Source organism: Kitasatospora sp. NPDC001309 (assembly GCF_042896295.1).
Classification (GTDB): Bacteria; Actinomycetota; Actinomycetes; order Streptomycetales; family Streptomycetaceae; genus Kitasatospora.
This window is the reverse complement of the sequence record NZ_JBIAXC010000044.1, coordinates 20,696-42,275: the sequence shown is the minus strand read 5'-3', so window position 1 is coordinate 42,275 and position 21,580 is coordinate 20,696. Positions and strand designations below refer to the sequence as shown.

Below are 21,580 nucleotides of genomic sequence, written 5' to 3'. Positions count from 1 at the left end.
CGGACGTACGACCTGGACGCACGTCCGTCCCGGTCAGGCCTCCACCCGCCGCCACCCCGACCCGTCGGCGGGCACCGGGGCGGTCGCGAAGTCGTAGCGCAGCAGGTCCGGCCCGAGTGCCAGCAGGGAGATCGAGGAGGAGCCCCAGATCCGCCCGTCGCCGAAGTCCCGGCGCTGGATCAGCGCGGCGTCCTCGTCCGGCGCCAGCCCGTCGCCGGTGACGACCGGCAGCCAGCCGCCCCAGGCCCGCTCGGTCGGGCCGTCGGCGGTGGGGCTCGGCCGGGGCTCGGCGCGGAACCGGGCCCGGAAGTGGTCCGCGCGGGCGGCCATCAGCGAGCGGATCCGCTCGGAGGCGGTGCGGTTGGCCGCCATCCCCTCCAGCCCGTCGTTGAGCACCACGCTGAGCCCGGTGGGCAGTTCGTGCTCGGTGAGCCGGCCGCCGCCCCAACTGGCGACCCGGGCGCCGTCGGGGCGGACCTGGACGAGGTGGAAGGGGTCGTACGGCGTCAGGTCGAGGTGGCCGATCCCGCCCTCGCGGACGGCGGTGAGCGGGAGTTCGCCGCGGCTGAGCCTGCTGTCGGCGGGGGCGAGCGGGCCGAAGCCGTTCAGCAGGCAGGCGGCGGTGCGCCGGGTGGGGTCGACGGCCAGCCAGGTGCCGCCGGCCGCGAGGTCCAGTCCGCCGAGCAGTTCGGGCCGCTGCGGCCAGTGGTGGTCCGGCGGCAGCCAGGCGCGGCCGAGGTACTCGTCCCGGACGGAGAGCAGCAGCACCGGTACCGCTGCCTCCGGTTCGATGCTGATGAACGCCGTGCACACGGTCCCGTCCCCCTGGTCCGATCCGCTGGTCCGATCTGCCGGTCCGATCCGCCGGTCCCGCCCCCTGGTCCGATCCGCTCGGAAGGTGCGAGGATCCGGAGGTCCGAGGATCCGAAGATCCACCAGCGATCCTCGCACGCCCGTTCGTGCGCCGGAAGTGGCCCAAGGATCCGAGCGGCGAATGCACCAGTGGGACGGGCCAGTCGGCTCCTAGGCTGGCGACCGTGACGACGAACGAGACCGAGACCCACCAGACCGACGCCGTGCCCGCCCCCGAGCTGCGCCTGCAGCTGGGGCGGCTCGCCCCCGAGTTCTACCAGGCCATGATCGCCGTGGACCGGGCCTCCCGGCAGGGCCTGGACCCGGTCCTCGCCGAGCTGGTCAAGGTGCACGCCTCGATGATCAACGGCTGCGCCTTCTGCATCGACATGCACGCCACCGACGCCCGCAAGAACGGCGAGCAGGACCACCGCCTGGTCTCCCTCCCCGCCTGGCGCGAGACCCCGTGGTTCACCGCCCGTGAGCGGGCCGCCCTCGCCCTCACCGAGTCGGTCACCCTGCTCACCCAGGGGCACGTGCCGGACGCCGTGTACGCCGAGGCCGCCGCGCACTTCGAGCAGGCCGAACTGGCCCAGCTGATCGCGCTGATCGCCACCATCAACGCCTGGAACCGGATCGGCGTGTCCACCCGCATGAGCCCGGCCGCGAAGTGAGCGGGGCCGCGATGACCACCCAGCAGGAGAAGGCCCGGCTGCTCCGGGAGCTGCACCGCCCGGGCGAGCCGCTGGTGCTGGCCAACGTGTGGGACGCGGCGAGCGCCCGGCTGGTGGCCGGCGCCGGGGCGCGGGCGCTGGCGACGGCCAGCGCCAGCGTGTCCTGGTCGCTCGGCAGCCCGGACGGCGGCGGCGCCGACCGCGACCAGGTGCTGGCCCGTACCGCCGAGGTGGTCCGCTCGGTCGACCTGCCGGTCACCGCGGACCTGGAGAGCGGCTACGCGGACACCGCGGCCGGGGTCGGCGCGACCGTCACCGCGCTGCTCGCCACCGGCGCGGTCGGGGTGAACCTGGAGGACGCGGACCACACCCCGGAGCAGGCCGCGGAGCGGGTCGCGGCGGCCCGGGCGGCGGCCGACGCGGCCGGCGTCCCGCTGTTCCTGAACGCCCGGACCGACGTGTTCCTGCACGGCCTGGGCGAGCCGGAGGGCCGGCTGGACGAGGCGGTCCGCCGGCTGCGGGCGTACGTCGAGGCGGGCGCGGACGGCGTGTTCGTCCCCGGCGTCGCCGACCCGGAGACCGTCGCCGCCCTGGTCGCGGCCGTCCCGGCCCCGCTGAACGTGCTGGCGGCGCCGGGCGCACCCACGGTCGCCGAGCTGGCGAAGCTGGGCGTGGCCCGGATCAGCCTGGGCCCGGGCCTGGCCAAGGTGGCCTACGCGGCGGTCCGCCGGGCGGCCGAAGAGGTGTACGGGAGTGGTACGTACGCCGCCCTGGACGGCGGGCTGACCTACCCGGAGCTCAACGGCCTGTTCACGGGCTGAGCCCCGGGGGCGGGCAGCGGGCAGGAGCGGGCAGCAGACAGGAGCGGGCGGCGGACCGGACGGGGGTCGGTCGGCCGCCCGCTCCACCGCACGTCCGGGCGGCCCGGTGCGGCGGGCGGCCCGGTGCGGTGGGCGGCCCGTGGCGGCGGGTGGGTCAGCCGATCTGCCCGCTGAGCCCCGGGTGGGACATCTGGTTGGTGCCGATGGCCTCCACCTCGTCGGCCGTGTGCCCGACCACCGGGAGCTTGCCCGCGGTCTGCAGGGCGAGGTCGGCGGGGGAGAGGGTGAGGCCGTCGGTGAGGCCGCCGGTGGCGTCCGGCGAGCTGGCGACCTGGCTGGTGGCGGAGGCCGCCGGGGCGGCGAGGGCGAGGCCCGCCATGGTGAGGGCGGCGAGGGTGGCGAGTTTCTTCATGCCCTGCCGAACGACCGGGCCGCCCTCAGGTAACCGGGTGGCGGCAACCGTCACCCCTGTCGCCCGTTCCGGCGGCCCGCATCACGCGCCCGTCCCCCGGACCGTCACCCGCAGCGTCCGCACGCTGTTGCTCACGAACGAGCCGATCGGCTCCGGCCGTTCGCCCTCCGCCAGGGCCAGCGCCGGGAACCGCGCGAACAGGTGCCGCAGCGCCGTCTCCGCCTCCAGCCGGGCCAGCCCCGAGCCGAGGCAGAAGTGCGGGCCGTGTCCGAGCGACAGGTGCCGGGCGGGCTGCCGGGTGAGGTCGAAGCGGTCGGCGTCCGGGTAGTGCCCGGCGTCGCGCCCGGCCGCGGCGTACGAGGCGAGCAGGGCCTCGCCGCGGCGGATCACCACGTCGCCGACCTCGATGTCCTCGCTCGCGTAGCGCAGCGGGAACTGGCCGACCGGCGAGTCGTGGCGCAGCGTCTCCTCCACCACCGCGGACCACGGCTGCGCGCCGTCCAGCACCAGTCGCAGCTGGTCGGGGTGGGCGAGCAGGGCCCGGACGGCGTTGGTGATCAGGTTGAGCGTGGTCTCGTGCCCGGCCACCAGCATCAGCAGCAGGGTGCCGACGAGTTCGGCCTCGCTGAGCCCGTCCCCGGCCTCGCGGACGGCTATCAGGTCGGTGGTGAGGTCGTCCCCGGGTTCGGCCCGCTTGGCGGCGACCACCGAGGCCAGCAGGGCGTTGAGGTCCCGCTGGGCGGCGAGCGCCGCCTCGGGGGTGGCCGAGCTGGAGACCAGGGTGTCGGAGAGGTGGTGCAGTTCGTCCTGCTGTTCCGCCGCGAGACCGAGGAGTTCGCCGATCACCTGCATCGGCAGCGGGTAGGCGAAGTGCTCGCGCAGGTCGAACTCGCCCTCCAGCGCGGCGATCCCGTCGAGCAGCGCGACGGTCCGGGCCTCGATCGCGGGGGCCAGCGCGGCTGTTCGGCGCGGGGTGAAGGCCTGGCTGACCAGCCCGCGCAGCCGCTTGTGGTCCTCGCCGTCGGCGGTGATCATGCCGGGCACCGTGACGAAGTTGAGCAGCGGCCAGCCGTACGGCAGCCGGCCCTCCCGGAAGAGGGTCCACAGCTGGGGGTTCTTGCCGACCCGGGGGTCGGCCAGCAGCGCCTGGAGGGTGTCGTGGTGGGTTACCGCCCAGACCACCACCCCGCCAGGGAGCTCCACCAGGACGGCCGGGCCGGCTGCCCGGAGCCGGGCGTTCTCGCCGTGCTGGTCGCGTCCGAAGGGGTCGAGCCGGACGGGCTCGGGTCGGACGGGCTCGGGGCGGGGGCCGCGGGGGTCGTCGGCGGTGTCCATGCGGGCCTTTCGGGGGCTGGCGGGCGGGGCGGGGTGAAGGCGCTGTAGAGCACCGGGAGGGCGACCAGGGCCCGTGACCACGGAGACGGACGCCAGGTCAACTCGCCTGCGGGTACGGCAAGTTGGAGGTCGGGAAGGCGGTGCAGCAGGGTCTCGATCGCGGTCTCGACGATGATCCGGGCCGGGTGCTGGGCCGGACAGACGTGCCGGCCCGCGCCCCAGGCGAGGTGGGCCCGGTTGCCGCCGAGCGAGCCCTGGGCGGCCGAGGAGGTGCCCTGGGCGGCCGGGTCGGCGTTGGCCGCGGCCAGGCCGAGCACCAGCATGTCGCCCTTGTTGACGTACTGGCCGCCGAGGACGGTGTCGCCGGTGGCCCAGCGGCCGGGGAAGTTCTGGGTCGGCGGGTCGCGCCAGAGCACCTCCTCCAGCGCGTCGGAGACGGTCAGCCGCCCGCCGGTCAGGGTGGCCCGGAAGCGGCGGTCGGTGAGCAGCAGCCGCAGGGTGTTGCCGATCCAGTTGATGCAGGTCTCGTTGCCAGCGACCATCATCACCACCAGGTGGTGCACCGCCTCCTCGTCGGTCAGCGCGGCCGGGTGGGCGAGCAGCCAGGAGGTGAGGTCGGCGCTGGGGGCGGTGCGGCGCTGCCGGACCAGTTCGACCAGGGTGTTCTGGAACTCCCCGGCGGCGCGCACCGATTCGGGCCCGCTGTCGACGAAGTGGCTGATCAGCTCGATCATCCGGGGTCCGCTGCCGGTGGGCAGGCCGACCAGCTGGGTGGAGACCAGCAGCGGCAGGGCGCGGGCGTACTGGCCGATCAGGTCGGCGGTGCCGTCCGGGCCCCAGCTGTCGATCAGGCCGTTGGCGGCGGCCTCGGTGGTCTCGCGCAGCTGCCGGTGGTCGATCTGGGCCAGGGTGTCCGAGACGGCGGCACGCAGCCGCTGGTGCTCGGCGCCGTCCAGGTTGAGCAGGGTGGGCCGCCAGGCGGTCATCGGCTGCAGCCGGGAGTCGGCGGCCAGCCGGCCCTCGGCGGGCACCCGCCACTGCCGCGAGTCCTTGGAGAACAGCGCCTCGTTGCGGGTGAGTTCGAGCAGTTCGGCGTAGCCGAGGACGAGCCAGGCCTCCACCCCGGGCTCCAGCTCGATCGGCGCGACCGGGCCGTAGCGCTCGCGCAGCCGGGCGTACAGGCCGTGCGGGTCGTCGGCGACGGCCTGCCCGTACAGCGGGGTGAGCGGGACGCCGACCGGCAGCCCGCCACCGGGCGGGGCGCCGTACGGAGCTCCGGTCCCGTACGGACCGCCGGTGCCGTACGGACCGCCGGCGCCGTGGGGCCCGCCGGTGCCGTGCGCGACCGGGCAGCCGGAGGGCCGCGGGGGCTCGGGGGCGGTCACGGCTGGAGCTCCAGCAGCGAGCTGCGGTGCAGGTGGTCGACGAAGTCGATCAGCAGGTCGTAGGAGGCCCGCCGGTCCCGGGCGTCGCAGTACAGGATCGGCACCTCCGGCAGCAGGTCCAGCGCGGAGCGCAGCTCCTCCTCCGGGTAACTCGGCGTGTCCGGAAAGGTGTTGACGGCCACCGCGAAGGGGATGCGCTGCTCCTCCAGCCGGCCGAGCACGTCGAAGCTCTCGTCCGGCCGGCGCAGGTCGACCATCGCGATGGCGCCGAGCGCGCCGCGCGACAGGTCGTCCCACAGCGGCCAGAAGCGCTGCTGCCCGGGCGTGCCGAACAGGTACAGCGCGAGCCGGGAGTTGAGCGTGATCCGGCCGAAGTCCAGCGCGACCGTGGTGGTGGTCTTGCCGCTGCGCCCGGTGAGGTCGTCCACGCCGCTGCTGGCGGCGGTCATGGTCTCCTCGGTGCGCAGCGGGGTGATCTCGCTGAGCGAGCCGACCAGGGTCGTCTTGCCGACCCCGAACGGGCCGGTGACCAGGATCTTCACCGCGCCCTGCACCGAGGACGGCAGGTACTGCGGTCCGGCCGGCACGTCGGCGGGGGCTTCAGCGGAGTTGGCGGAGGCCAACGAGCACCTCTTCCAGGAGGGTTGTGGGCAGGCGTTCGGCCTGCGGGACGGGCGGGAGCACCTGCACGGCGCCGAGGTCCCAGAGGTCGCCGACCAGCACCTTGACGACGCCGAGCGGCAGCCCCAGGTGGGCCGCCACCTCGGCGACGGACAGCAGGCTGTGGCAGAGCCCGAGGATGCGCCGGTGCTCCCGGTTGAGCAGGACGTGCTCGGGCAGTGCCGGGGGATCTGATAACGCGCTGACCAGGCTCTCGATCGCCAGGTCGGCGCGGGTGGGGCGGCTGCGCCCACCGGTGATGACGTAGGGCCGGACCGGCCCGTTCACCGGTGCCCCCCCGCCGCGTGGTCGACGCGCGGCGGGCTGGTGAGGTGGGTGCCGATCCGCTCGACCAGGACCTGCATCTGGTACGCGACCAGCCCGGCGTCGACCGCCTCGCTGGTCACCACGGCCAGGTGGGCGCCGGCCCCGGCGGCGACGACGAACAGGTAGCCGCCGCCGTACTCGATGATGATCTGGCGGGTGGCGCTGCCGGGGCCGCCGAAGCCCGTCGCGACGCCGCGGGCCAGCGACTGGAGCCCGGAGCAGGCGGCGGCGAGCCGTTCGGCGTCCTCCCGGGCGATGTCGGCGCTGCGGCCGATCTCCAGACCGTCGTTGGAGACGACGACGGCGTGCTGGACCTGCGGGACGGCGATGATGTCGGCGAGCAGCCAGCCGAGATCGGGGGTGGTGGTCATGGAACTCTCCGGGGCGCTGGGGAAGTCGGGGGGAGGTCGGGGGAGCGGGACGGGAGCGGGCTCGGTGCGGGCTCGGTGCGGGCCGGGCCGGCTCAGTGCGGGCCGGGCGGGCCCTGGGCCCGGGTGCGGGCGGCCGACCGGCCGCTGGCCGTCCCGGCCTGGAACATCGCCATGAACGCCTGGGCGTCCCGGGCCGAGCGGTACGGCGGCTCGGGCGCGGGTGGGGGAGCGGCGTGCTGGGCGGGTCGGTTCGCACGGTCGCGCCGGTGGCTCCGGCGGGGCAGCGGCGGAGGGGTGTCGGCCGCCGGGGCCCGGCTGGTGGGCGGGGCCTCCACCAGCGGGTGAACGGCGCCGGGGTGGTCGGGGCCGGCGAGCGGCCGGGGGTCGGGGGTGAACGCCCGGTCGTCCGGCCCGAGTCCGGGCACGGTGGGCGGCAGCGGCTCGGTGAGCAGGGCGTTCGGCAGCAGCAGGACCACGCGCACGCCGCCGTACGGGGAGGGCGCCGAGCTGAGGGTGACCCGGAACCCGTAGCTCTCGGCGAGCCGGCCGACGGCGGCCAGCCCCAGCTGGGGCACCTCGCCGAGCCGGGAGACCTCCAGGCTGCTGCCCCCGGCGAGGGCGGCGGCGGCCTTGGCGACGGCCTGTTCCGGCATGCCGACGCCGCCGTCGTCGATCTCGATGACCGCGCCGTTGTGCACCGGCATCAGGGTGACGAACACCTGGGTGCTGGGCGGGGAGTAGCGGGTCGCGTTGTCCAGCAGTTCGGCGATGGCGTGGATCAGCGCCTCGGCGGCCGCGCCGACCACCGCGGTCTCGATCCGGCTGCGGACGACCACCCGCTGGAACGGCAGGATCCGCGACTGGGCGCCGCGCACCACGTCCTCCAGCGACACCGGCTCCGGCCAGTGCCGCCCGGCCCGGGCGCCGCACAGCACGGCCAGGGTCTGGGCCAGCCGGGCCTGTTGGGCGGCGGCGTGGTCGGCCTTGAGCAGGCCCTCCAGCAGCGCCGGGTCGTCGTGGGTGCGCTCCATCTCGTCGAGCAGGGCCTGCTGGTCGTGGGCCATGACCAGGATCCGGCGGGCGACGCTGAGGAAGGCCCGCTGGCTGGAGGCGGTGAGCTCCTGCTCCTGCTGGACGGCGGCCAGGTCGGCGCCCCGGCGGGAGAGTTCGGCGGCCAGCTGCTCCTGGAGCCGGGCGAGCTCGCCCGCCAGCCGGTCGGCCCGGCCGCGCTGGGTGACGGACACGGCGCGGTACCGCGCGGCGGCCACGAGGGCGAGGACGGCGAGCACGCCGGTAGCCGTTGCGCACCACTGAGTCATCGTCACGCCGCGAATTCTAGGGCGATGATCCTACGAAGGTGTGAACGGATCTCGCCATGTGACTGGATCTCGTCAATATCGAGTCAATACGCCGCCGTTCCCGCGTCGTTCGACCGCGATCGCGGGGCCCTGACAAGCCGTCCGATCGTTCGTCCAGGGTCTTTCGACCCCCCTCGATGTGGCGCGTGGTGGCCGGTTCGCGTCCCGTGATGTGTGGGGCCCGTGTGCACGGTGTCGCCGAACCGGCGTCATCAGGTGCAGGAGCGCGCGCCGTCAGGTGCCGGGCTCGGGTGCCGGGTGCCGGGTGCCGGGCTTCGGGTGTCAGGCCTCGGGCGGCATCCGGTGCAGGAGCAGCAGCGCCACGTCGTCCGGCCGGGAGCGGCGCTCGGTCACGTTCAGGGTGAGCAGGTCGGCCAGCCGCTCCAGCGCGGGGGCCGCGCCGATCCGCTCCGGGCCGGTCTGCCGGGCCCACAGCTCCAGCCCGCCGATCATCCGGTGCACCGACTCGTCGTAGTCCTCCTCCCGGTCCTCGACCAGCCCGTCCGTGTAGACCAGCAGGGTCTCGCCGCCCGCCAGCCGGCCGGTGGCCAGCGGGTACGGCTGCCCCGGGTCCACGCCCAGCGGCGGGCCGCCCGGCAGCTCCAGCTCGACGGCCGTGGCGTCGGCGGCGATCCGTACCGGTGCCGGGTGGCCGGCCCGGGCCGCGGTCAGGCTGCCGTCGGCCGGGTCCAGGGTCAGGTAGAGGCAGGTCGCGAACAGCTCGGTGTCCAGCTCGGACAGCAGCCGGCTGGTCCGGGCCAGGGTCGCCGCCGGGTCGTGCCCGTCCGTGGCGTACGCCCGCAGGCCGCTGCGCAGCTGGCCCATCACGGCGGTCGCCTCGGCGTTGTGGCCCTGCACGTCGCCGATGACCAGCCCGATCCGGCCGTCCGGCAGTTTCAGCAGGTCGTACCAGTCGCCGCCGATCTGCATGCCCTCGGTGCTCGGCAGGTAGCGGGCGGCGCTGGCGATCCCCGGCAGCCGGGGCAGGGTGCGCGGGAGCATCGCGCGCTGGAGTTCACCGGCCCGGTGGTGGTGGGTGTCGTACAGCCGGGCCCGCTCCAGGGACTGCGCGAGGATGCCGGCGAAGGTCGAGTACAGGGTGCGGTCCGCGCGGCCGAACGCGCGCTCGGTGGCGAAGGTGATCAGGCAGGAGCCGACCTGCCGACCGGAGGCGACCAGCGGCAGCACCGCCCAGGCGGCCGGGGCGTCCGGCCGCACCGGTCCGCCACCGGGCTGGCTGAACAGCGGGGCCGAGCGGGCCAGCGAGTGCTGCATCACCTGCTCGGAGAGGTCCGCCAGCCGGGTCAGCTCGGCCCGGCGCGGTCCGCCGTACACGGTGTGCGAGACCGGCAGCAGCCGGCCCTCGTCCACCAGGTCCAGCACGATGCTGGCGGCGCCGAGCGCCGGACGGGCCACGTCGGTGACGGCGGCGGTGACGTCCCGGACGGTCACCGCCCGGGACAGCGCCCGGGTCAGCGACAGCAGCAGGGCCGTCCGGGCCCCGGCCGGGTCGTGCGGCGGCTCGGCGTCCCGCGCCCGGCGGTGCTCCACGTCGGCGATCAGCCCGGCCATGCGCACCGGGCGGCCGTGCACGTCCAGCATCACCTCGCCGGACTCCTCGACCCGCGCGACCTTCCCGCCCCGGCGCAGCATCCGGTAGCCGATCCGGTAGCGGCCCCCGCTCGCCAGCGCCTCCGCCAGGGCCGCCTGGACGTCCGGCAGGTCCTCGGGGTGGACGATCCGCTCCAGCTCCGGGGCGGTCCCGTCCGGGTCGACGGGCCGGCCGGCCACCGCGAAGGCGGCCGCGTCCCAGTAGCTCTCCCCGGTGACCAGGTCGCGCTCGAAGGCGCCGTGCCCGGCGGCCCGCACCGCGAGCGACAGCAGCGGGTGGGCCAGGGCGGCGTCCGGGGCGGTCGGGGCGGTCGGGGGCCGCTCCGCGGTGCGGTTTCCGGTGCGGTCGCCGGTGTGGTCGAGGACGTGGTCCAGCAGGTGGTGCAGCCGGTGGGCGCAGGCCCCGGCGATCGTCTCCAGCACGTCCAGGTCGCGCCCCGGGACGGTGCCCCGGTGCGCCAGGGCGAGGGCCAGCACGCCGATCGGCCGCTCGTCCACCACCAGCGGCAGGCTGACCACGGCGACCATCCCGGTGCCCATGCCGGCGTTCCGGTTCGGGTAGTCGACGCTGGTGTGCTCCGGGCTGAGCAGGTACGGGCGGCGCAGCCGCAGCGCCATCGCGGCGGGCAGCTCGCCGGCCGGGTCGACCAGGCCGTAGCGCTCGTGCGCCCAGTCCGGCAGCCCGTGCGAGGCGGTCAGCCGGAGCATCCCGGCGGGGTCCAGCAGGTACAGCGCGGAGCCCTCGCCGGTGATCCAGTTCGGGCCCTCGGCGAGGACGGTGCCGAGCAGCTCGGCGGCGCTGGTGCAGCCGAGCAGCAGGCGCACGCAGCGCATCGGACTACGAACGGGAGAGGACACCAAATCTTCATACCCCATTTCCGTGGTCCGCGGTCGCTCTCAGCCGCCGCACCAGGACCAGGGTCCGGTCGTCCGCGACGTCCTGTGCCACCGCCTCCACCAGCCGGCCCGCCGCCCCCCGGACCGCCTGCCGCTGCGGCGGATTGGTGCGCACCTCCGGCTCGGCCGCCGCCAACAGCCGGCCCACCCCCTCGTCCAGGTCCCGGCCCGGCACCTCCACCAGGCCGTCGCTGAACAGCAGCAGCGAATCCCCGTACGCCAGCCGCCCCGACGCCCCCGGGTACGGCGCCCCCGGCACCAGCCCCAGCGCCGGACCGCCGTGCTCCGACGGCACCCAGCCCGCCCGGCGGCAGAACCGCACCGGCGGCGGGTGGCCCGCGTTGAACAGGCGGTAGCGGCCCGTCGCCGGGTGCAGCGCCAGGTGCACGGCCGTGGCGAAGTCGTCCTCCCAGCCCATCCGCACCAGGTGGTCGTTGGCCGCCGGCAGGAACGCCTCCGGCGGCACCCGGCCCAGCAGCATCGCGAACGCCCCCGACAGGTGCGTCGACCGGGCCGCCGCCCGACTGCCCTTGCCCGACACGTCCACCAGGACCAGCTCCAGCAGGTCCTCCTCCGGCCGGTGGGCGCACAGCAAGAAGTCCCCGGAGAACGACGTGCCGCCCGCCGGGGCCAGCGCACTGTCGAAGTGCCAGTCCAGCAGCCGCTCCGGCAGCCGGGCCAGGGCCCGGTTGTGCTCCGCCAGCTCCAGCAGCATCGAATCGCCCTGGGTGCCGCGCAGTCCCAGCCGGTCCCGGAACCGGTTCGCGGTCAGCACCGTCGCCCCCGTCGCCGCCACCACCAGCGTCACCCCCAGCCGCACCCCGTGCGGATCCTGTACCACCGCCCCCAGCAGACCGCCCGCCAGCGCCGCGCACACCAGCACCCGCAACTGCCCGCGCCGCAGCACCAGCCCGCCACCCACCACCGGCAGCACCAGCGCCGACGGCGGCCACCCGTACGGCAACAGGACCGGCAGCACCCCCAGCACCACCGTCACCCCGAGCAGCACCCCCAGCGCCACCCGCCCGGCCCGGACGTCCCCGTCCAGCACCCGGCCGTACCACCGCCGCACCCTCGCTATCAGTGCGGGCACCCGGAACCTCCGCGAAGGCGTGGGCGGTCCCCTGTCATGACCACCAGTCAGCCCGGCCACACTAACCCCTCCCCTCCCACCCCCCTCAGCGCAGTTCCCACTCCCACCCGCCCCCGCCTGCCGCCCCGCAACCCTCCTCCCCCGAGGTGCCCACTGCTGGGCTCCACCCGTCTCCACCAAGCCCGTTCCGGCCCCACGCGCACCAGAAGTCGGCCCACCCGACTTCCGGTGCGCACCTGGGCGCCGGCCGCCGACACTGCTGCGGTTCCTTACGGCGATGCCCTCGCCCCAGCGGCTCGACAACCAGGCAACCCGCTGTCGCCAGAAGTCGGCCCGCCCGACTTCTGGCGCGCCGCTTCTTGCCGCCGCCTCTCGGCTGCCCGTCACCCGGCAAAGCCCGCAGCTCCGTGCTCCCTCCGCCGCTTCCTGCGCACAGCCCCCGCCTGTGGGAGAGACCGGCCTCCTCGCCGAGGCGCCCGCCTGATCCTGCCGATCGGCAGAGCCGCGCCCTTCGGCTGCCCCGGTCGTCCCCGCCGGGCTCCTTCTCGACCGGCCTCGCACGAGAAGTCGATAGGGCCGACTTCTGGTGCGCCCACCAATGCCGCAGCGCTTCTCCGCCCCCGAGGCCCGCGGCCGGTCGCCCTGTAGGCCCCTTGCCTACGTGGTGCTGCGCAGGAAGTCGGCCAGTCTCCCCCGGCCGCGCCGGCCCAGCGGGCAACCTCGCCTCGCCAGGAGTCGGCCAGGTCGACTTCCTGTGCGCTTCCCCGGCCTAGCTGGCAGCCTCGCGCCACTGGAAGTCGGCCGGCTCGACTTCCAATGCGTGGCCCAGGCTCTGCCCTGGGGGCTTCTGCGATGGGGTTCCGTGGGAGCGGCGAGCGCGGGAAGTTGGTGGGCCCGACTTCTGGTGCGCCCGCCGACGCCGCCGCGTTCCTCTGTGGCCCGAGGTGCGTGTGCCGGTCGCCCTGTAGGCCCCCTGCCTACGTGGTGTTGCGCAGGAAGTCGGCCAGGTCGACTTCCTGCGCACTACTCCGGCCCCGCGGGTGGTCGATGGGCTGGCGGCCGTTGCCCGCTCAGGTCGACCGATCAGCAGCCCGCGCCACTGGAAGTCGGCCGGGCCGACTTCCTGCGCGCGGTCCGGGCTCCGCTCCGGTGGGCTTCTGCGGTGCGGTTTCGCGGGGTTGCGGTCGCGAGAAGTCGGCCGACCGGCAGCCCCGCCGCACCAGAAGTCGGCCGGGCCGACTTCCTGCGCCGCTCAGGTGCTGTGCGGGTGGGGGTGGGCCCGGGGTGGTCAGGCGGGGGTGGCGGTGCCGGGCCAGGTGTGGAGGGCGGTGGTGAGGGTGGTGATGAGGCGGTCGTGGGTGGTGGTGAGGTCCTCGGCGAGTTGGAAGGCGCCGGCGATGGAGAGGGAGGCGAAGCCGTGGGCGAGGGAGCGGACGGTGCGGGCGGCGTGGATGGCTTCGGGGCCGTCGAGGCCGTAGCCGCGGAGGACGGCGATGATGACGCCGACGAGCCGGGTGGCGGCGCGGGTGAGGTCGTCGTCGGGCTGGGGTGCCTGGGGGAGGGCGGCGTAGCGGTGGGGGTGCGCGGTGGCGTAGGCCTGGTAGGCGCGTAGGACGGCGGTGACGGCGTCGTCCCCGCTGCGGCCGACGGCGGCGTCCGCGAGCCGGTCGGCGAGCTCCTCGGTGACCCGGACGGCGATGAGGCGCCGTAGTTCGCCGAGTCCGCCGCTGACGTGCTTGTACAGCGAGGGGGTGGCGACGCCGGCCCGGGTGGCGACGGAGGCGAGGGTGAGGGCTTCACCGCCCTGGTCGTCGATGAGGGCGAGGGCGTGGTCGACGACCTGATCGGGGGTCAGTCCTACGCGGGGCATGGCTTCGTTTCTCCGTACGGGCGGGGGTTCAGGCGAGTTCGGCGAGGAAGGGCAGCAGGGCGTCGGCGACGGCCTGCGGGTTGTCGGCCATCGGGTAGTGCCCGGACCCTTCGATCATCACCTTGCGGGCGCCGAGCTTCTCGGCCTGGAGGTCGGCGACGGCCTCGGGCTTCGGGAAGTCGGGGTCCTTGCTGCCCATGAGGACGAGGGCCGGGCAGCGGACGGCCGCGCACCAGCCGACGGGTGCGGAGTCGCCGGTGACGTGGCCGCGGGTGGCGGTCCGCCGGCCGGGGGTGCGCAGGGCGGCGACGAGTCCGTCGACGTAGCCGTCGAGGTCGGCGGGGCGGGGGCCGGGGTAGGCCATCTTGCGCAGGTAGAAGCCCCAGACGCCGGGCCACCGGACCATGGCGGCGCCCATGACGACCATGACGCCCTGCATGAGGGCGTTGGCGCGGTGTTCGACGAAGGCGTCGATCAGGGCGATCCCGGCGACCCGCTGGGGTGCGTCGCCGGCGACCTTGACGACCGTCGCCCCGGTGTAGGACTGCCCGACCAGGACGGCCCGTTCGATGCCGAGGTGGTCGAGCAGGGCGAGGACGTCGGTGGCGACGGCGGCGGGGCCGTAGTCGTCCCAGACGATCGAGGAGTCGCCGAAGCCGCGCAGGTCCATGGTGACGACCCGGTGGCCGGCGGCGGTGAGCAGCGGGTGCAGGTGCCGGTAGGCGCGGCGGGAGTCGAGCATTCCGGGGAGGAGGACGACGGGGGTGCCGTCGCCCTGCCGGGTGTCGTCGTAGGCGAGGCGGCCGCCGGGGACGTCGAGGTACTGGGTGCTCGGGGTGCTGGTGCCGTTCATGGTGGCCTCCGCCGACTCGCTCGTTTCTGCCTGTAGCCATAAAGCTAAGGCTAATAGCCTTAGCCGTCAAGCGTCCGGCCGGTACCGGGGGCGCCCTTCCGTTCACGCCCCCTCGATCCGGAAGGGGTCGTGCTCGCTGAGCAGCTTCTCCAGCCGGGCCTGGTCGACCCGGGCGACGGTGTCCGAGGACTCCTGCCGGTCCCGGACCACCTTGGCCAGCGTGAACGAGGAGGTGACGGTGTAGAGGAGGCCGATCCCGAGGAAGGCCCGGGTCCAGCCGCCGACCGGCAGGTAGGCGATCCCGGCGGCGAGGGCGGTGCCGGAGAGGGCGAAGGAGAGGACGGCCTGGACGAAGTACGCGGCCGTGGTCCGTGACTGCATCGGTGTGCTCATGGCGCCAGGATGCGGCGGGGCGGCCGGGTCGCACATGAGTAGGAGTACTCAGATGGGCCGGGTGGCTGAGGGGTCGTTCGTTGACGTCCGATCACCTGTTCCCAGCGACCCCGAGCGGATGGCTTGGAATCGGAGCGTCCTAGGATTAACGTCTGATAACGCAGCGCGGTCGTCAATGCCGTACCCAGACGGCACCGTGCGCCGTCGCCTAATCCCACCGACCGGCCTCCGGGCAGGTCAGGGAGCCGGGGAACCACGTTCCTTGGGGTGAATCGGCGGGGCTCCGGCCCGGCCGTAGGAGACCTTCCTGCTCCGAACCCGTCAGCTAACCCGGTAGGCGCGAAGGAAGGAAAGGAGCGCGCCTCCGTGGCGTCGACGCACACCCCGGCACACCCGGCCGGCCCCGCAGCCGGTACCCGGCTCCTCGACCACCCCGGCCCGCACGGTGCCGAGCCCCGCGACGGCGGGTCCGCCGGACCGGCCGAGCCGTACGCCCCGGAAGCCGAGGCCAACCGCCACCGGATGCCGCGTCAGACCCGCGGCGCCTCCCCGCTGCTCGGCGTCACCGCCGTCGCCGCCACCCTGGGCGCCACCGGCTTCGCCTCCGCGACCCCGGCCGCCGCGCCCGCCGTCGAGGCCCCGGACGAGACGGTCGCCCTGGCCGCCGACCCCGGCCTCGCGCTCGCCGCCCGGATCCAGCAGCAGGCCGACAGCCAGCGCACCGCCGCCGAGGAGGGCGCCCGGGTCCAGGCCGCCCAGGAGGCCGAGGCCAAGGCCGCCGCCAAGGAGGCGGAGGCCAAGCGCGCCGCCGAGGAGGCCGAGCGGGCCAAGGCCGCCGCCCTCACCCTGCCGGTCAAGGACTACGACCTCTCCGCCCACTACGGCCAGAGCGCCCGCTACTGGGCCCACCTGCACACCGGCCTGGACTTCGCGGCCGACACCGGCACCGCGGTCTACGCCGTCGGCCAGGGCACCGTCACCTCGGCCGGCTGGTCCGGCTCGTACGGCTACCGGATCGTCGAGACCCTGCCCGACGGCACCGAGATCTGGTACTGCCACCTCTCCTCGATCATCAAGGGCTCCGGCAAGGTCACCGCCGGCCAGCAGATCGGCAAGGTCGGCGCGACCGGCAACGTCACCGGCCCGCACCTGCACCTGGAGGTCCGCCCCGGCGGCGGCGCCCCGGTCGACCCGGAGACCTGGCTCCAGCAGCGCGGCCTCACCCCGTAGGACCGACGGACGTGGCAGGGCCCCGGGCGGCGCACGCCCGGGGCCCTGCCACGTCGGCTCACTGCTGCTCCTGCTCCTGAGGCTCCTCCGACCCCTCCGGCTCCTCCTGCTCCTCCTGCTCCTCCGCGGGCAGCTGCGCCAGGTAGGCGTCGATCTCGGCCGCTCCCGGCTCCGGCGCGAGCTCCGGGAACTCCTCCACCAGCAGGCGCGGCAGCCCGGGCACCGTCCATTCGCCGAGCAGGTCGAGCGCCGCCTCGGCCGCCGCCGCCTCGAACTCCTCGAAGCCACCGGTCAGTTCGTCCGGCATCGGGCGCCCCAACGCGTTCAGCTCGGCCAGGTTGCGGTAGCTGCGCCGCATCAGGCCCTGCTCCAGCAGCAGCCGCGCGCCGTCGGTGGCCATGCCGACGGACAGCACCCGGCCCGGCCCCCAGCCCTGCTCGTCCGGTTCGTCCAGCCAGCCGGTCGTGGTCAGCGCCTCGTACCCGGCCAGCCGCTGCTCCTCGTCGAGCGCGGCGAAGCCCGCCAGCCAGTCCCGGACGGCCGCCGGGTCCGTCACGTCCACCCCGTGGGCGTGCAGCAGCACCGCGTACAGCCGGGGCCAGGTCACCAGGTCGGCGCGGTGCAGCAGCCCGGCCGCGACCTCGCCCTGCCACTCGGCCTCGGCGTGCAGCCGCTCCTGGCGCTTGGCGTTGAGCCGCTTCGCGGCCCGCTGGTGGTCGACCAGCAGCCGTACGGCCTCGCCGTAGGCGAGCGGGTCCTGCTCCGGCGCGGGTTGGACGTAGAGGTGGAGCCGCTCGTACAGCAGGTGCTCCACCTCGTCGGAGGTGAGTTCGGGCCAGCCGTCGTGCATCCTGCCCCCGCCCAGCTCCAGCAGCGCCAGCACCGCGCGCAGCGGCGCTTCGGCCACCGGCGCGCGGTCCTGGCCGGCCGCCCAGGCGAGCAGGTCGGCGGCCCTGGTGCGCGGGGCGAGCCGCAGGTCTTCGTCGTTCATGTTCCGAACGGTAGCCGCCGGACGCGGGTAGGGTCGGCAGCCATGGTCCCCGTACGCCTCACCGGCCCCAGACTCGCCCTCCGCGAGTACCGCCACACCCCGGAGGAAGTGGACGCGCTGCACGCGCTGTACGGCGACCCGGAGGTGACCCGCTACCTCCCCTTCGAGCCGCGCGACCGCGAGACCTGCGCCGACCAGATCGAGCTCTACCTGGAGGAGGCGATGGCCGAGGAGCGGGGCGTCTACCGGCTCGCCGTCGTCCGGCGCGAGGACGCCGGGGACGCCGGGGACGCCGGGGACCTGGAGGACGCGCTGCCGGTCGCGCACGCCGCCCTCACCCTCGGCGAGTACCGCTCGGCCCGCCTCGGCTACGTGCTGAGCCGCCCGGTGTGGGGCCGCGGCTACGCGGGCGAGATCACCGGACTGCTCTGCGAGTTCTCCTTCGGGGCGCTCGGCCTGCACCGGCTGGCCGCCCGGGTCGACGTGGAGAACACGGCCTCGGCCAAGGTGCTCACCCGGCTCGGCTTCCGGCTGGAGGGGCGTGTCCGGCACGACCTGTACAAGGGCGGCGCCTGGCGCGACTCGTACCGCTACTCGCTGCTCGCCGACGAGTGGTCCGGCCCGCCCGCGCCGCGCCCGGGAGCCGGGCAGGGGCGCGAGGCCGGGCAGGGGGGTTAACCCCACCCCCGATCCGCCGGTCGGCCCGATACCCGCCGGGCCCCGCCTCGGCCAGACTTGACCACGTCAGCGAGTACGGAAGACCACGACAACGAGGGGCCGGGGACCGGGAGATGAGCAGCAGCGGCAGCACGCTGGGTCAGGGGTGGGACGCCGCGGGCGGTTACGGCGACGACGGGGCCCGTCCGGCCCGGGCCCGCCGCACCGAGGAGCCGCCCGGTTTCTGGCGGGCGCCGTTCTCCGGGCACTACTACCGCGAGGTCGGCTACGCGCTCACCGGGCTGCCGGTCGCGATCGTCGGCTTCGTCGTCGCGATCGTCCTGTTCTGCCTCGGCGTCGGCACCTTCGTCACCGTCCTCGGCCTGCCGGTGCTGGCCGCCCTGACCAGCACCGCCCGGGGCCTCGGCCGGGCCGAGCGGGCCCGGGTGCGCGGGATGCTCGCGCTGGACGTGCCCGGCCCGGCGCCGGTGCAGCAGGTGCGCCCGGGCAGCTGGGGCTCGATCACCGCACGGCTGGCCGACGGGGCGGGCTGGAAGGCCGCGCTGTACCAGCTGGTGATGTTCCCCTGGGCGGTGTTCAGCTTCTGCCTCACGCTGACGTTCCTGCTGCTCGGCTGGGCGATGGCGCTCTACCCGCTCTACCACTGGGTCTTCCCGCGCTACACCTCCTGGCACGGGTACCAGCTGTTCGACTTCACCGACAGCCACCACGTCCGGCACGCCTACTACGTGGAGGGCACCTGGCAGATCGCCGCGTTCTCGGCGATCGGGGTCCTGCTGATCTTCCTCACCGCGCGGCTGGTCCGCGGCCTGACCAACGTCAACCGGGCCGCCACCCGGGGGCTGCTCGGCCGCTGAGGCCCGGCCCGCTCGCTCCCGGCCCGCTCCCTGACGTTCCACCCCCGCCTCTGCCCCGCCCCGCCTCTGTCTTGCCTCCGCCCCGCCCGTGCTCCGGACGCCCTCCGGATGCGGGTGGGGCGGCCCCGTGTTCGGATGGCCGGGTGGCGACCGCCCCCACCCCCGTGCCGGCCCCGGACGTCCTGGTCACCTCCCGTCCGCTGGACGAGTACTGCGCCCTGTTCGGCCTGACCCGCGCCCGGCTCGCCGCCCTGCCCGGCCCGCTGCTGGACTGCCCGGGCGGTACGTCCGGCCTGGCCGCCGAGGCGCGCGAGCTGGGCTGTCGGGTGATCGCCGTCGACCCGGCGTACGCGCTGCCGCCGCCCGAGCTGGCCGCCCGGGCACGGGCCGCCCGGGCGTCGATGGCCGTCGCGATGGCGGCCCGCCCGCAGCTGTACCCCTTGCGCCGCCCCGCCCGCCCGGACCGCTACCTGCGCAGCTGGGACCGCGCCCGTCGGCTGTTCGCCGCCGACTCGGCCGCCCACCCGCAGTGCTACCTGGCCGCCGCGCTGCCCCGGCTGCCCTTCGCGGACGGCGCCTTCGCACTCACCCTGAGCGGCTACCTGATCTTCGCCTACCCCGAACTGTTCGGCCCGGAGCGGCAGCTGGCCGCGCTGGCCGAGCTGGTCCGGGTGACGGCCGCGGACGGGGAGGTACGGGTCCAGCCGCTGAACGACGGTCGCGGCCGCCGCTGCGGCCACCTCGACCGGCTGCGGTACGCGCTCGGCGAGCGCCGGATCGCCAGCGAGGTCCACCGGGTGCCGCACGAAGGCGGCCGCACCAGCGGGGTCCTGGTGCTCCGGGCCGCCCGTGGCCGGCCCCGCGGGCCGGAACCGGCCATACTCCTGTAATGGTCACTGGGCCGGTTGGCCCCTATACTCGCTCGCATGAGCGAGACCACGATCCGGCCCGCCCGGCCCGCCGACGCCGACCGGCTCACTGCGCTGATCCAGGCCTCCGCCGCCTACCGCGGTGCGTACTTCGCGATGATCGACGGCTATGCCGTGCGGCCCGACTACATCGAGCGCCACGAGGTGCGGATGGCCGTGGACCGTACCGACGACCGGCTGCTCGGCTTCTACGGGCTGATCCACGAACCGGCCGAACTGGACCTGATGTTCGTCGCCGACGACGCCCAAGGACTGGGCATCGGACGGGTGTTGATCGCCGACATGCTCGACCGCGCCCGGGCCGCCGGGATCGCGGCGGTCAAGGTCGTCTCGCACCCGCCCGCCGAGGGCTTCTACCTCCAGGTGGGCGCCGTGCGCACCGGCACCCGCCCGCCGCAGCCCAAGACCCCCTGGTCGCAGCCCGAACTGCGCTTCACGGTCCAGGGGTTCACCGGCTAGGGATTCACCGGCTAGGGATTCGCCGGCGGGTCGACGGCCACTGCCGCCGACGCCACTGCCGCAGACGCCACCGGCGTCGGCTGCGCCGGGACGAAGGCCGCCGCCTGGAGCCGGGACAGTATCTTCTCCGCCAGCCAACTGCGGTCCGACCCGTACGGAATGCCCTGCGGGTCGACCAACTGCGCCGCCACCGCGTCCCGCAGCCGCTGCGCCTCGGCGCCCGGCAGCCGGGAGAGCAGGCCCCGGGCGGCCAGCAGCGCGTGGTACTGCTCGAACCCCGAGCGGGGGTGCTCGATCGCCTCCAGCACGCTCGGCAGGTCCGCCAGCGAGGGATCGCCCTGCATCAGCGCGAGGGCCTGGATCCGGCGGCCCTCCGAGCCGGCCGCGAACAGGGCCCGCACCTGGTCGGCGGTCAGCGCCGAGCGCGTCGCGGTCGAGCGGACCTCCGCCACCACGCCGTCCGGCCCGGCGGGGGAGTCCGAGGACGGCGGCAACTGGGCGGCCAGCGCGGCGGGTCGCTCCGCGCTGCCACCGAGCAGGCCGAGCTGCTGCATCGCGCGTACCCGCAGGTCGTCGGCGCCCACCTTGTCGCCGTGCCGGTCGCGGTCCTGCCCGGCCAGGAAGAGGTCCAGCGCCTCGTCCGTCTCGGTCAGCACCCGGGGCAGCGCCAGCCTGGTCACCAGCCAGCCGGCCAGGAAGCCGAGCACCAGGAAGTACAGCACCAGCGCCGCCGCGAACGGCACCGCTGCGTCCTCCCCGCCCAGCACGGGCGCCAGCGCCGTACCGAGCTGGTGCAGCCGTTCACCGAGCGAGCCGAGCTGGGTCAGCCCGACGCCCAGCAGCACCTTGGTCAGCCAGTCGGAGACCTGTTCCAGATTGGTGTTGGGCGCGTACGAGCCCTGCGGCTCGCCGGAGCCGCTCTTCACCCGGGGCACCCCGAACAGGAAGCCCAGCGCGCCGCCGAGCACCGTCGAGGCGCCCGCCACCACCAAGCCGCCGCCGAGCGCCTGCCAGGCCTGGGCCCGGCCGAGCGCGAACAGCAGCAGTCCGAGCAGGCCCGTGCCGGTCAGCACCCCGGCGGCCGTCCACTGCGCCGTCCGCAGCGCCGACCCGCCGGCCCGTCGCCGCACCCTCGTCATCGCCCACCCCCTGTGTTCGCGCCGCTGCGCCCCGTCGCCACCGCGGGGCCGCGCCGACTCTAGCGCTGCGGCGCCAGCACGGGAACGACCCGGGGGCGCCGCGGCTACGACGGGCGGCCGGAAACGCAGACGACCCGCAGGCTGCTCCTCGACGCAGGCCCGTGCACTGGCCTGACGCCGAGGCACCGGGGATGTACCGGTGAGCCTGCGGGTCGGGTGACTGCTGTGGATTTCGCCTGCCGGAGGCCAGGGGCCTCATCCTGCGCAGGCAGGGGCGGCTCTAGCGAGCAGCCACCTCACACATCCTGATGGAACTCAACTCAGGATCACCTCCTTTCAGTGTGCCGCCACTGTAGGCAGCCTCCTGTCGGGAGGGCAACGGATT

22 protein-coding genes and 1 riboswitch are annotated in these 21,580 nt (G+C 75.1%); of the genes, 7 read left to right on the top strand and 15 right to left on the bottom strand.

Features of this window, described 5'->3' with window-relative positions; all coding sequences use genetic code 11:
• Nucleotides 1-33: 33 nt before the first annotated feature.
• Nucleotides 34-813 carry an NRDE family protein gene (locus tag ACFY2K_RS33540; protein WP_380530999.1) on the bottom strand — a complete coding sequence of 260 codons (780 nt, stop codon included), beginning with the start codon at nt 811-813 and terminating at the stop codon, nt 34-36.
• Nucleotides 814-1,037: 224 nt separating this feature from the next.
• On the opposite strand from ACFY2K_RS33540, the gene ACFY2K_RS33535 reads away from it, so the two are divergent.
• Together ACFY2K_RS33535 and ACFY2K_RS33530 are read left to right on the top strand one after the other, a co-directional pair.
• A complete protein-coding gene (locus ACFY2K_RS33535) occupies nt 1,038-1,526 on the top strand; it encodes a carboxymuconolactone decarboxylase family protein (protein WP_380531002.1) in 489 nt (162 codons plus the stop codon).
• An 11-nt stretch (nt 1,527-1,537) separates the two neighbouring features.
• Complete coding sequence (locus ACFY2K_RS33530) at nt 1,538-2,347, top strand: isocitrate lyase/phosphoenolpyruvate mutase family protein (RefSeq protein WP_380593249.1); 810 nt, start codon at nt 1,538-1,540, stop codon at nt 2,345-2,347.
• A gap of 154 nt (nt 2,348-2,501) precedes the next feature.
• Here ACFY2K_RS33530 and ACFY2K_RS33525 read toward each other — a convergent pair whose 3' ends face one another.
• The 12 genes from ACFY2K_RS33525 to ACFY2K_RS33470 all read right to left on the bottom strand — a co-directional run bounded on the left by ACFY2K_RS33525 (nt 2,502) and on the right by ACFY2K_RS33470 (nt 14,912).
• Nucleotides 2,502-2,759 (bottom strand): hypothetical protein, encoded by a 258-nt coding sequence (locus ACFY2K_RS33525; protein WP_375892885.1) that lies wholly within the window; start codon nt 2,757-2,759, stop codon nt 2,502-2,504.
• Between the two features lie 81 nt (nt 2,760-2,840).
• A complete protein-coding gene (locus tag ACFY2K_RS33520) occupies nt 2,841-3,941 on the bottom strand; it encodes a cytochrome P450 (protein WP_387716417.1) in 1,101 nt (366 codons plus the stop codon).
• The gene (locus ACFY2K_RS33515; protein WP_380595001.1) at nt 3,926-5,479 is read right to left on the bottom strand and encodes a cytochrome P450; all 1,554 of its coding nucleotides are present in this window, start codon (nt 5,477-5,479) and stop codon (nt 3,926-3,928) included. Before ACFY2K_RS33515 ends, ACFY2K_RS33520 begins: the two co-directional genes overlap by 16 nt.
• Nucleotides 5,476-6,102 (bottom strand): ATP/GTP-binding protein, encoded by a 627-nt coding sequence (locus ACFY2K_RS33510; RefSeq protein ID WP_380408005.1) that lies wholly within the window; start codon nt 6,100-6,102, stop codon nt 5,476-5,478. Before ACFY2K_RS33510 ends, ACFY2K_RS33515 begins: the two co-directional genes overlap by 4 nt.
• The gene (locus ACFY2K_RS33505) at nt 6,080-6,427 is read right to left on the bottom strand and encodes a DUF742 domain-containing protein (protein ID WP_375892891.1); all 348 of its coding nucleotides are present in this window, start codon (nt 6,425-6,427) and stop codon (nt 6,080-6,082) included. The genes ACFY2K_RS33510 and ACFY2K_RS33505 overlap by 23 nt, the downstream gene beginning before the upstream one ends.
• Nucleotides 6,424-6,837 (bottom strand): roadblock/LC7 domain-containing protein, encoded by a 414-nt coding sequence (locus ACFY2K_RS33500; RefSeq protein WP_375892893.1) that lies wholly within the window; start codon nt 6,835-6,837, stop codon nt 6,424-6,426. Before ACFY2K_RS33500 ends, ACFY2K_RS33505 begins: the two co-directional genes overlap by 4 nt.
• 92 nt (nt 6,838-6,929) lie before the next feature.
• Nucleotides 6,930-8,156: a sensor histidine kinase gene (locus ACFY2K_RS33495; RefSeq protein ID WP_380530241.1), complete on the bottom strand. Its 1,227-nt coding sequence runs from the start codon at nt 8,154-8,156 to the stop codon at nt 6,930-6,932.
• Between the two features lie 321 nt (nt 8,157-8,477).
• Nucleotides 8,478-10,640, bottom strand: a complete 2,163-nt coding sequence (locus ACFY2K_RS33490) for a SpoIIE family protein phosphatase (RefSeq protein WP_380594997.1) — start codon at nt 10,638-10,640, stop codon at nt 8,478-8,480.
• A gap of 31 nt (nt 10,641-10,671) precedes the next feature.
• Nucleotides 10,672-11,796 (bottom strand): PP2C family protein-serine/threonine phosphatase, encoded by a 1,125-nt coding sequence (locus ACFY2K_RS33485; protein ID WP_387716413.1) that lies wholly within the window; start codon nt 11,794-11,796, stop codon nt 10,672-10,674.
• A 1,288-nt stretch (nt 11,797-13,084) separates the two neighbouring features.
• On the bottom strand, nt 13,085-13,666 hold the full coding sequence (locus ACFY2K_RS33480) for a TetR/AcrR family transcriptional regulator (protein ID WP_375892899.1): 582 nt from the start codon (nt 13,664-13,666) through the stop codon (nt 13,085-13,087).
• A gap of 28 nt (nt 13,667-13,694) precedes the next feature.
• The gene (locus tag ACFY2K_RS33475) at nt 13,695-14,519 is read right to left on the bottom strand and encodes an alpha/beta fold hydrolase (protein ID WP_380408015.1); all 825 of its coding nucleotides are present in this window, start codon (nt 14,517-14,519) and stop codon (nt 13,695-13,697) included.
• Nucleotides 14,520-14,621: 102 nt separating this feature from the next.
• Complete coding sequence (locus tag ACFY2K_RS33470) at nt 14,622-14,912, bottom strand: YiaA/YiaB family inner membrane protein (RefSeq protein ID WP_380594995.1); 291 nt, start codon at nt 14,910-14,912, stop codon at nt 14,622-14,624.
• Between the two features lie 195 nt (nt 14,913-15,107).
• A riboswitch (cyclic di-AMP (ydaO/yuaA leader) is annotated at nt 15,108-15,266 on the top strand.
• A 12-nt stretch (nt 15,267-15,278) separates the two neighbouring features.
• Between ACFY2K_RS33470 and ACFY2K_RS33465 the strand changes: the two genes are divergently transcribed.
• Nucleotides 15,279-16,142, top strand: a complete 864-nt coding sequence (locus tag ACFY2K_RS33465) for a M23 family metallopeptidase (protein ID WP_380594993.1) — start codon at nt 15,279-15,281, stop codon at nt 16,140-16,142.
• A gap of 58 nt (nt 16,143-16,200) precedes the next feature.
• Here the strand turns inward: ACFY2K_RS33465 and ACFY2K_RS33460 are convergent, their stop codons facing one another.
• Nucleotides 16,201-17,133 (bottom strand): hypothetical protein, encoded by a 933-nt coding sequence (locus ACFY2K_RS33460; RefSeq protein WP_380594466.1) that lies wholly within the window; start codon nt 17,131-17,133, stop codon nt 16,201-16,203.
• A gap of 42 nt (nt 17,134-17,175) precedes the next feature.
• Here ACFY2K_RS33460 and ACFY2K_RS33455 point away from each other — a divergent pair, with 42 nt between their 5' ends.
• The 4 genes from ACFY2K_RS33455 (at nt 17,176) to ACFY2K_RS33440 (ending at nt 20,056) form a co-directional block, all read left to right on the top strand.
• Nucleotides 17,176-17,811, top strand: a complete 636-nt coding sequence (locus ACFY2K_RS33455) for a GNAT family N-acetyltransferase (RefSeq protein WP_387716410.1) — start codon at nt 17,176-17,178, stop codon at nt 17,809-17,811.
• 113 nt (nt 17,812-17,924) lie between these two features.
• Nucleotides 17,925-18,668 carry a sensor domain-containing protein gene (locus ACFY2K_RS33450; protein WP_375892910.1) on the top strand — a complete coding sequence of 248 codons (744 nt, stop codon included), beginning with the start codon at nt 17,925-17,927 and terminating at the stop codon, nt 18,666-18,668.
• Nucleotides 18,669-18,811: 143 nt separating this feature from the next.
• Complete coding sequence (locus tag ACFY2K_RS33445) at nt 18,812-19,558, top strand: hypothetical protein (protein ID WP_375892912.1); 747 nt, start codon at nt 18,812-18,814, stop codon at nt 19,556-19,558.
• A 36-nt stretch (nt 19,559-19,594) separates the two neighbouring features.
• On the top strand, nt 19,595-20,056 hold the full coding sequence (locus ACFY2K_RS33440) for a GNAT family N-acetyltransferase (RefSeq protein ID WP_380530223.1): 462 nt from the start codon (nt 19,595-19,597) through the stop codon (nt 20,054-20,056).
• 11 nt (nt 20,057-20,067) lie between these two features.
• On the opposite strand, the gene ACFY2K_RS33435 is transcribed toward ACFY2K_RS33440, so the two are convergent.
• Complete coding sequence (locus ACFY2K_RS33435; protein ID WP_380644758.1) at nt 20,068-21,195, bottom strand: hypothetical protein; 1,128 nt, start codon at nt 21,193-21,195, stop codon at nt 20,068-20,070.
• Nucleotides 21,196-21,580: the final 385 nt, after the last annotated feature.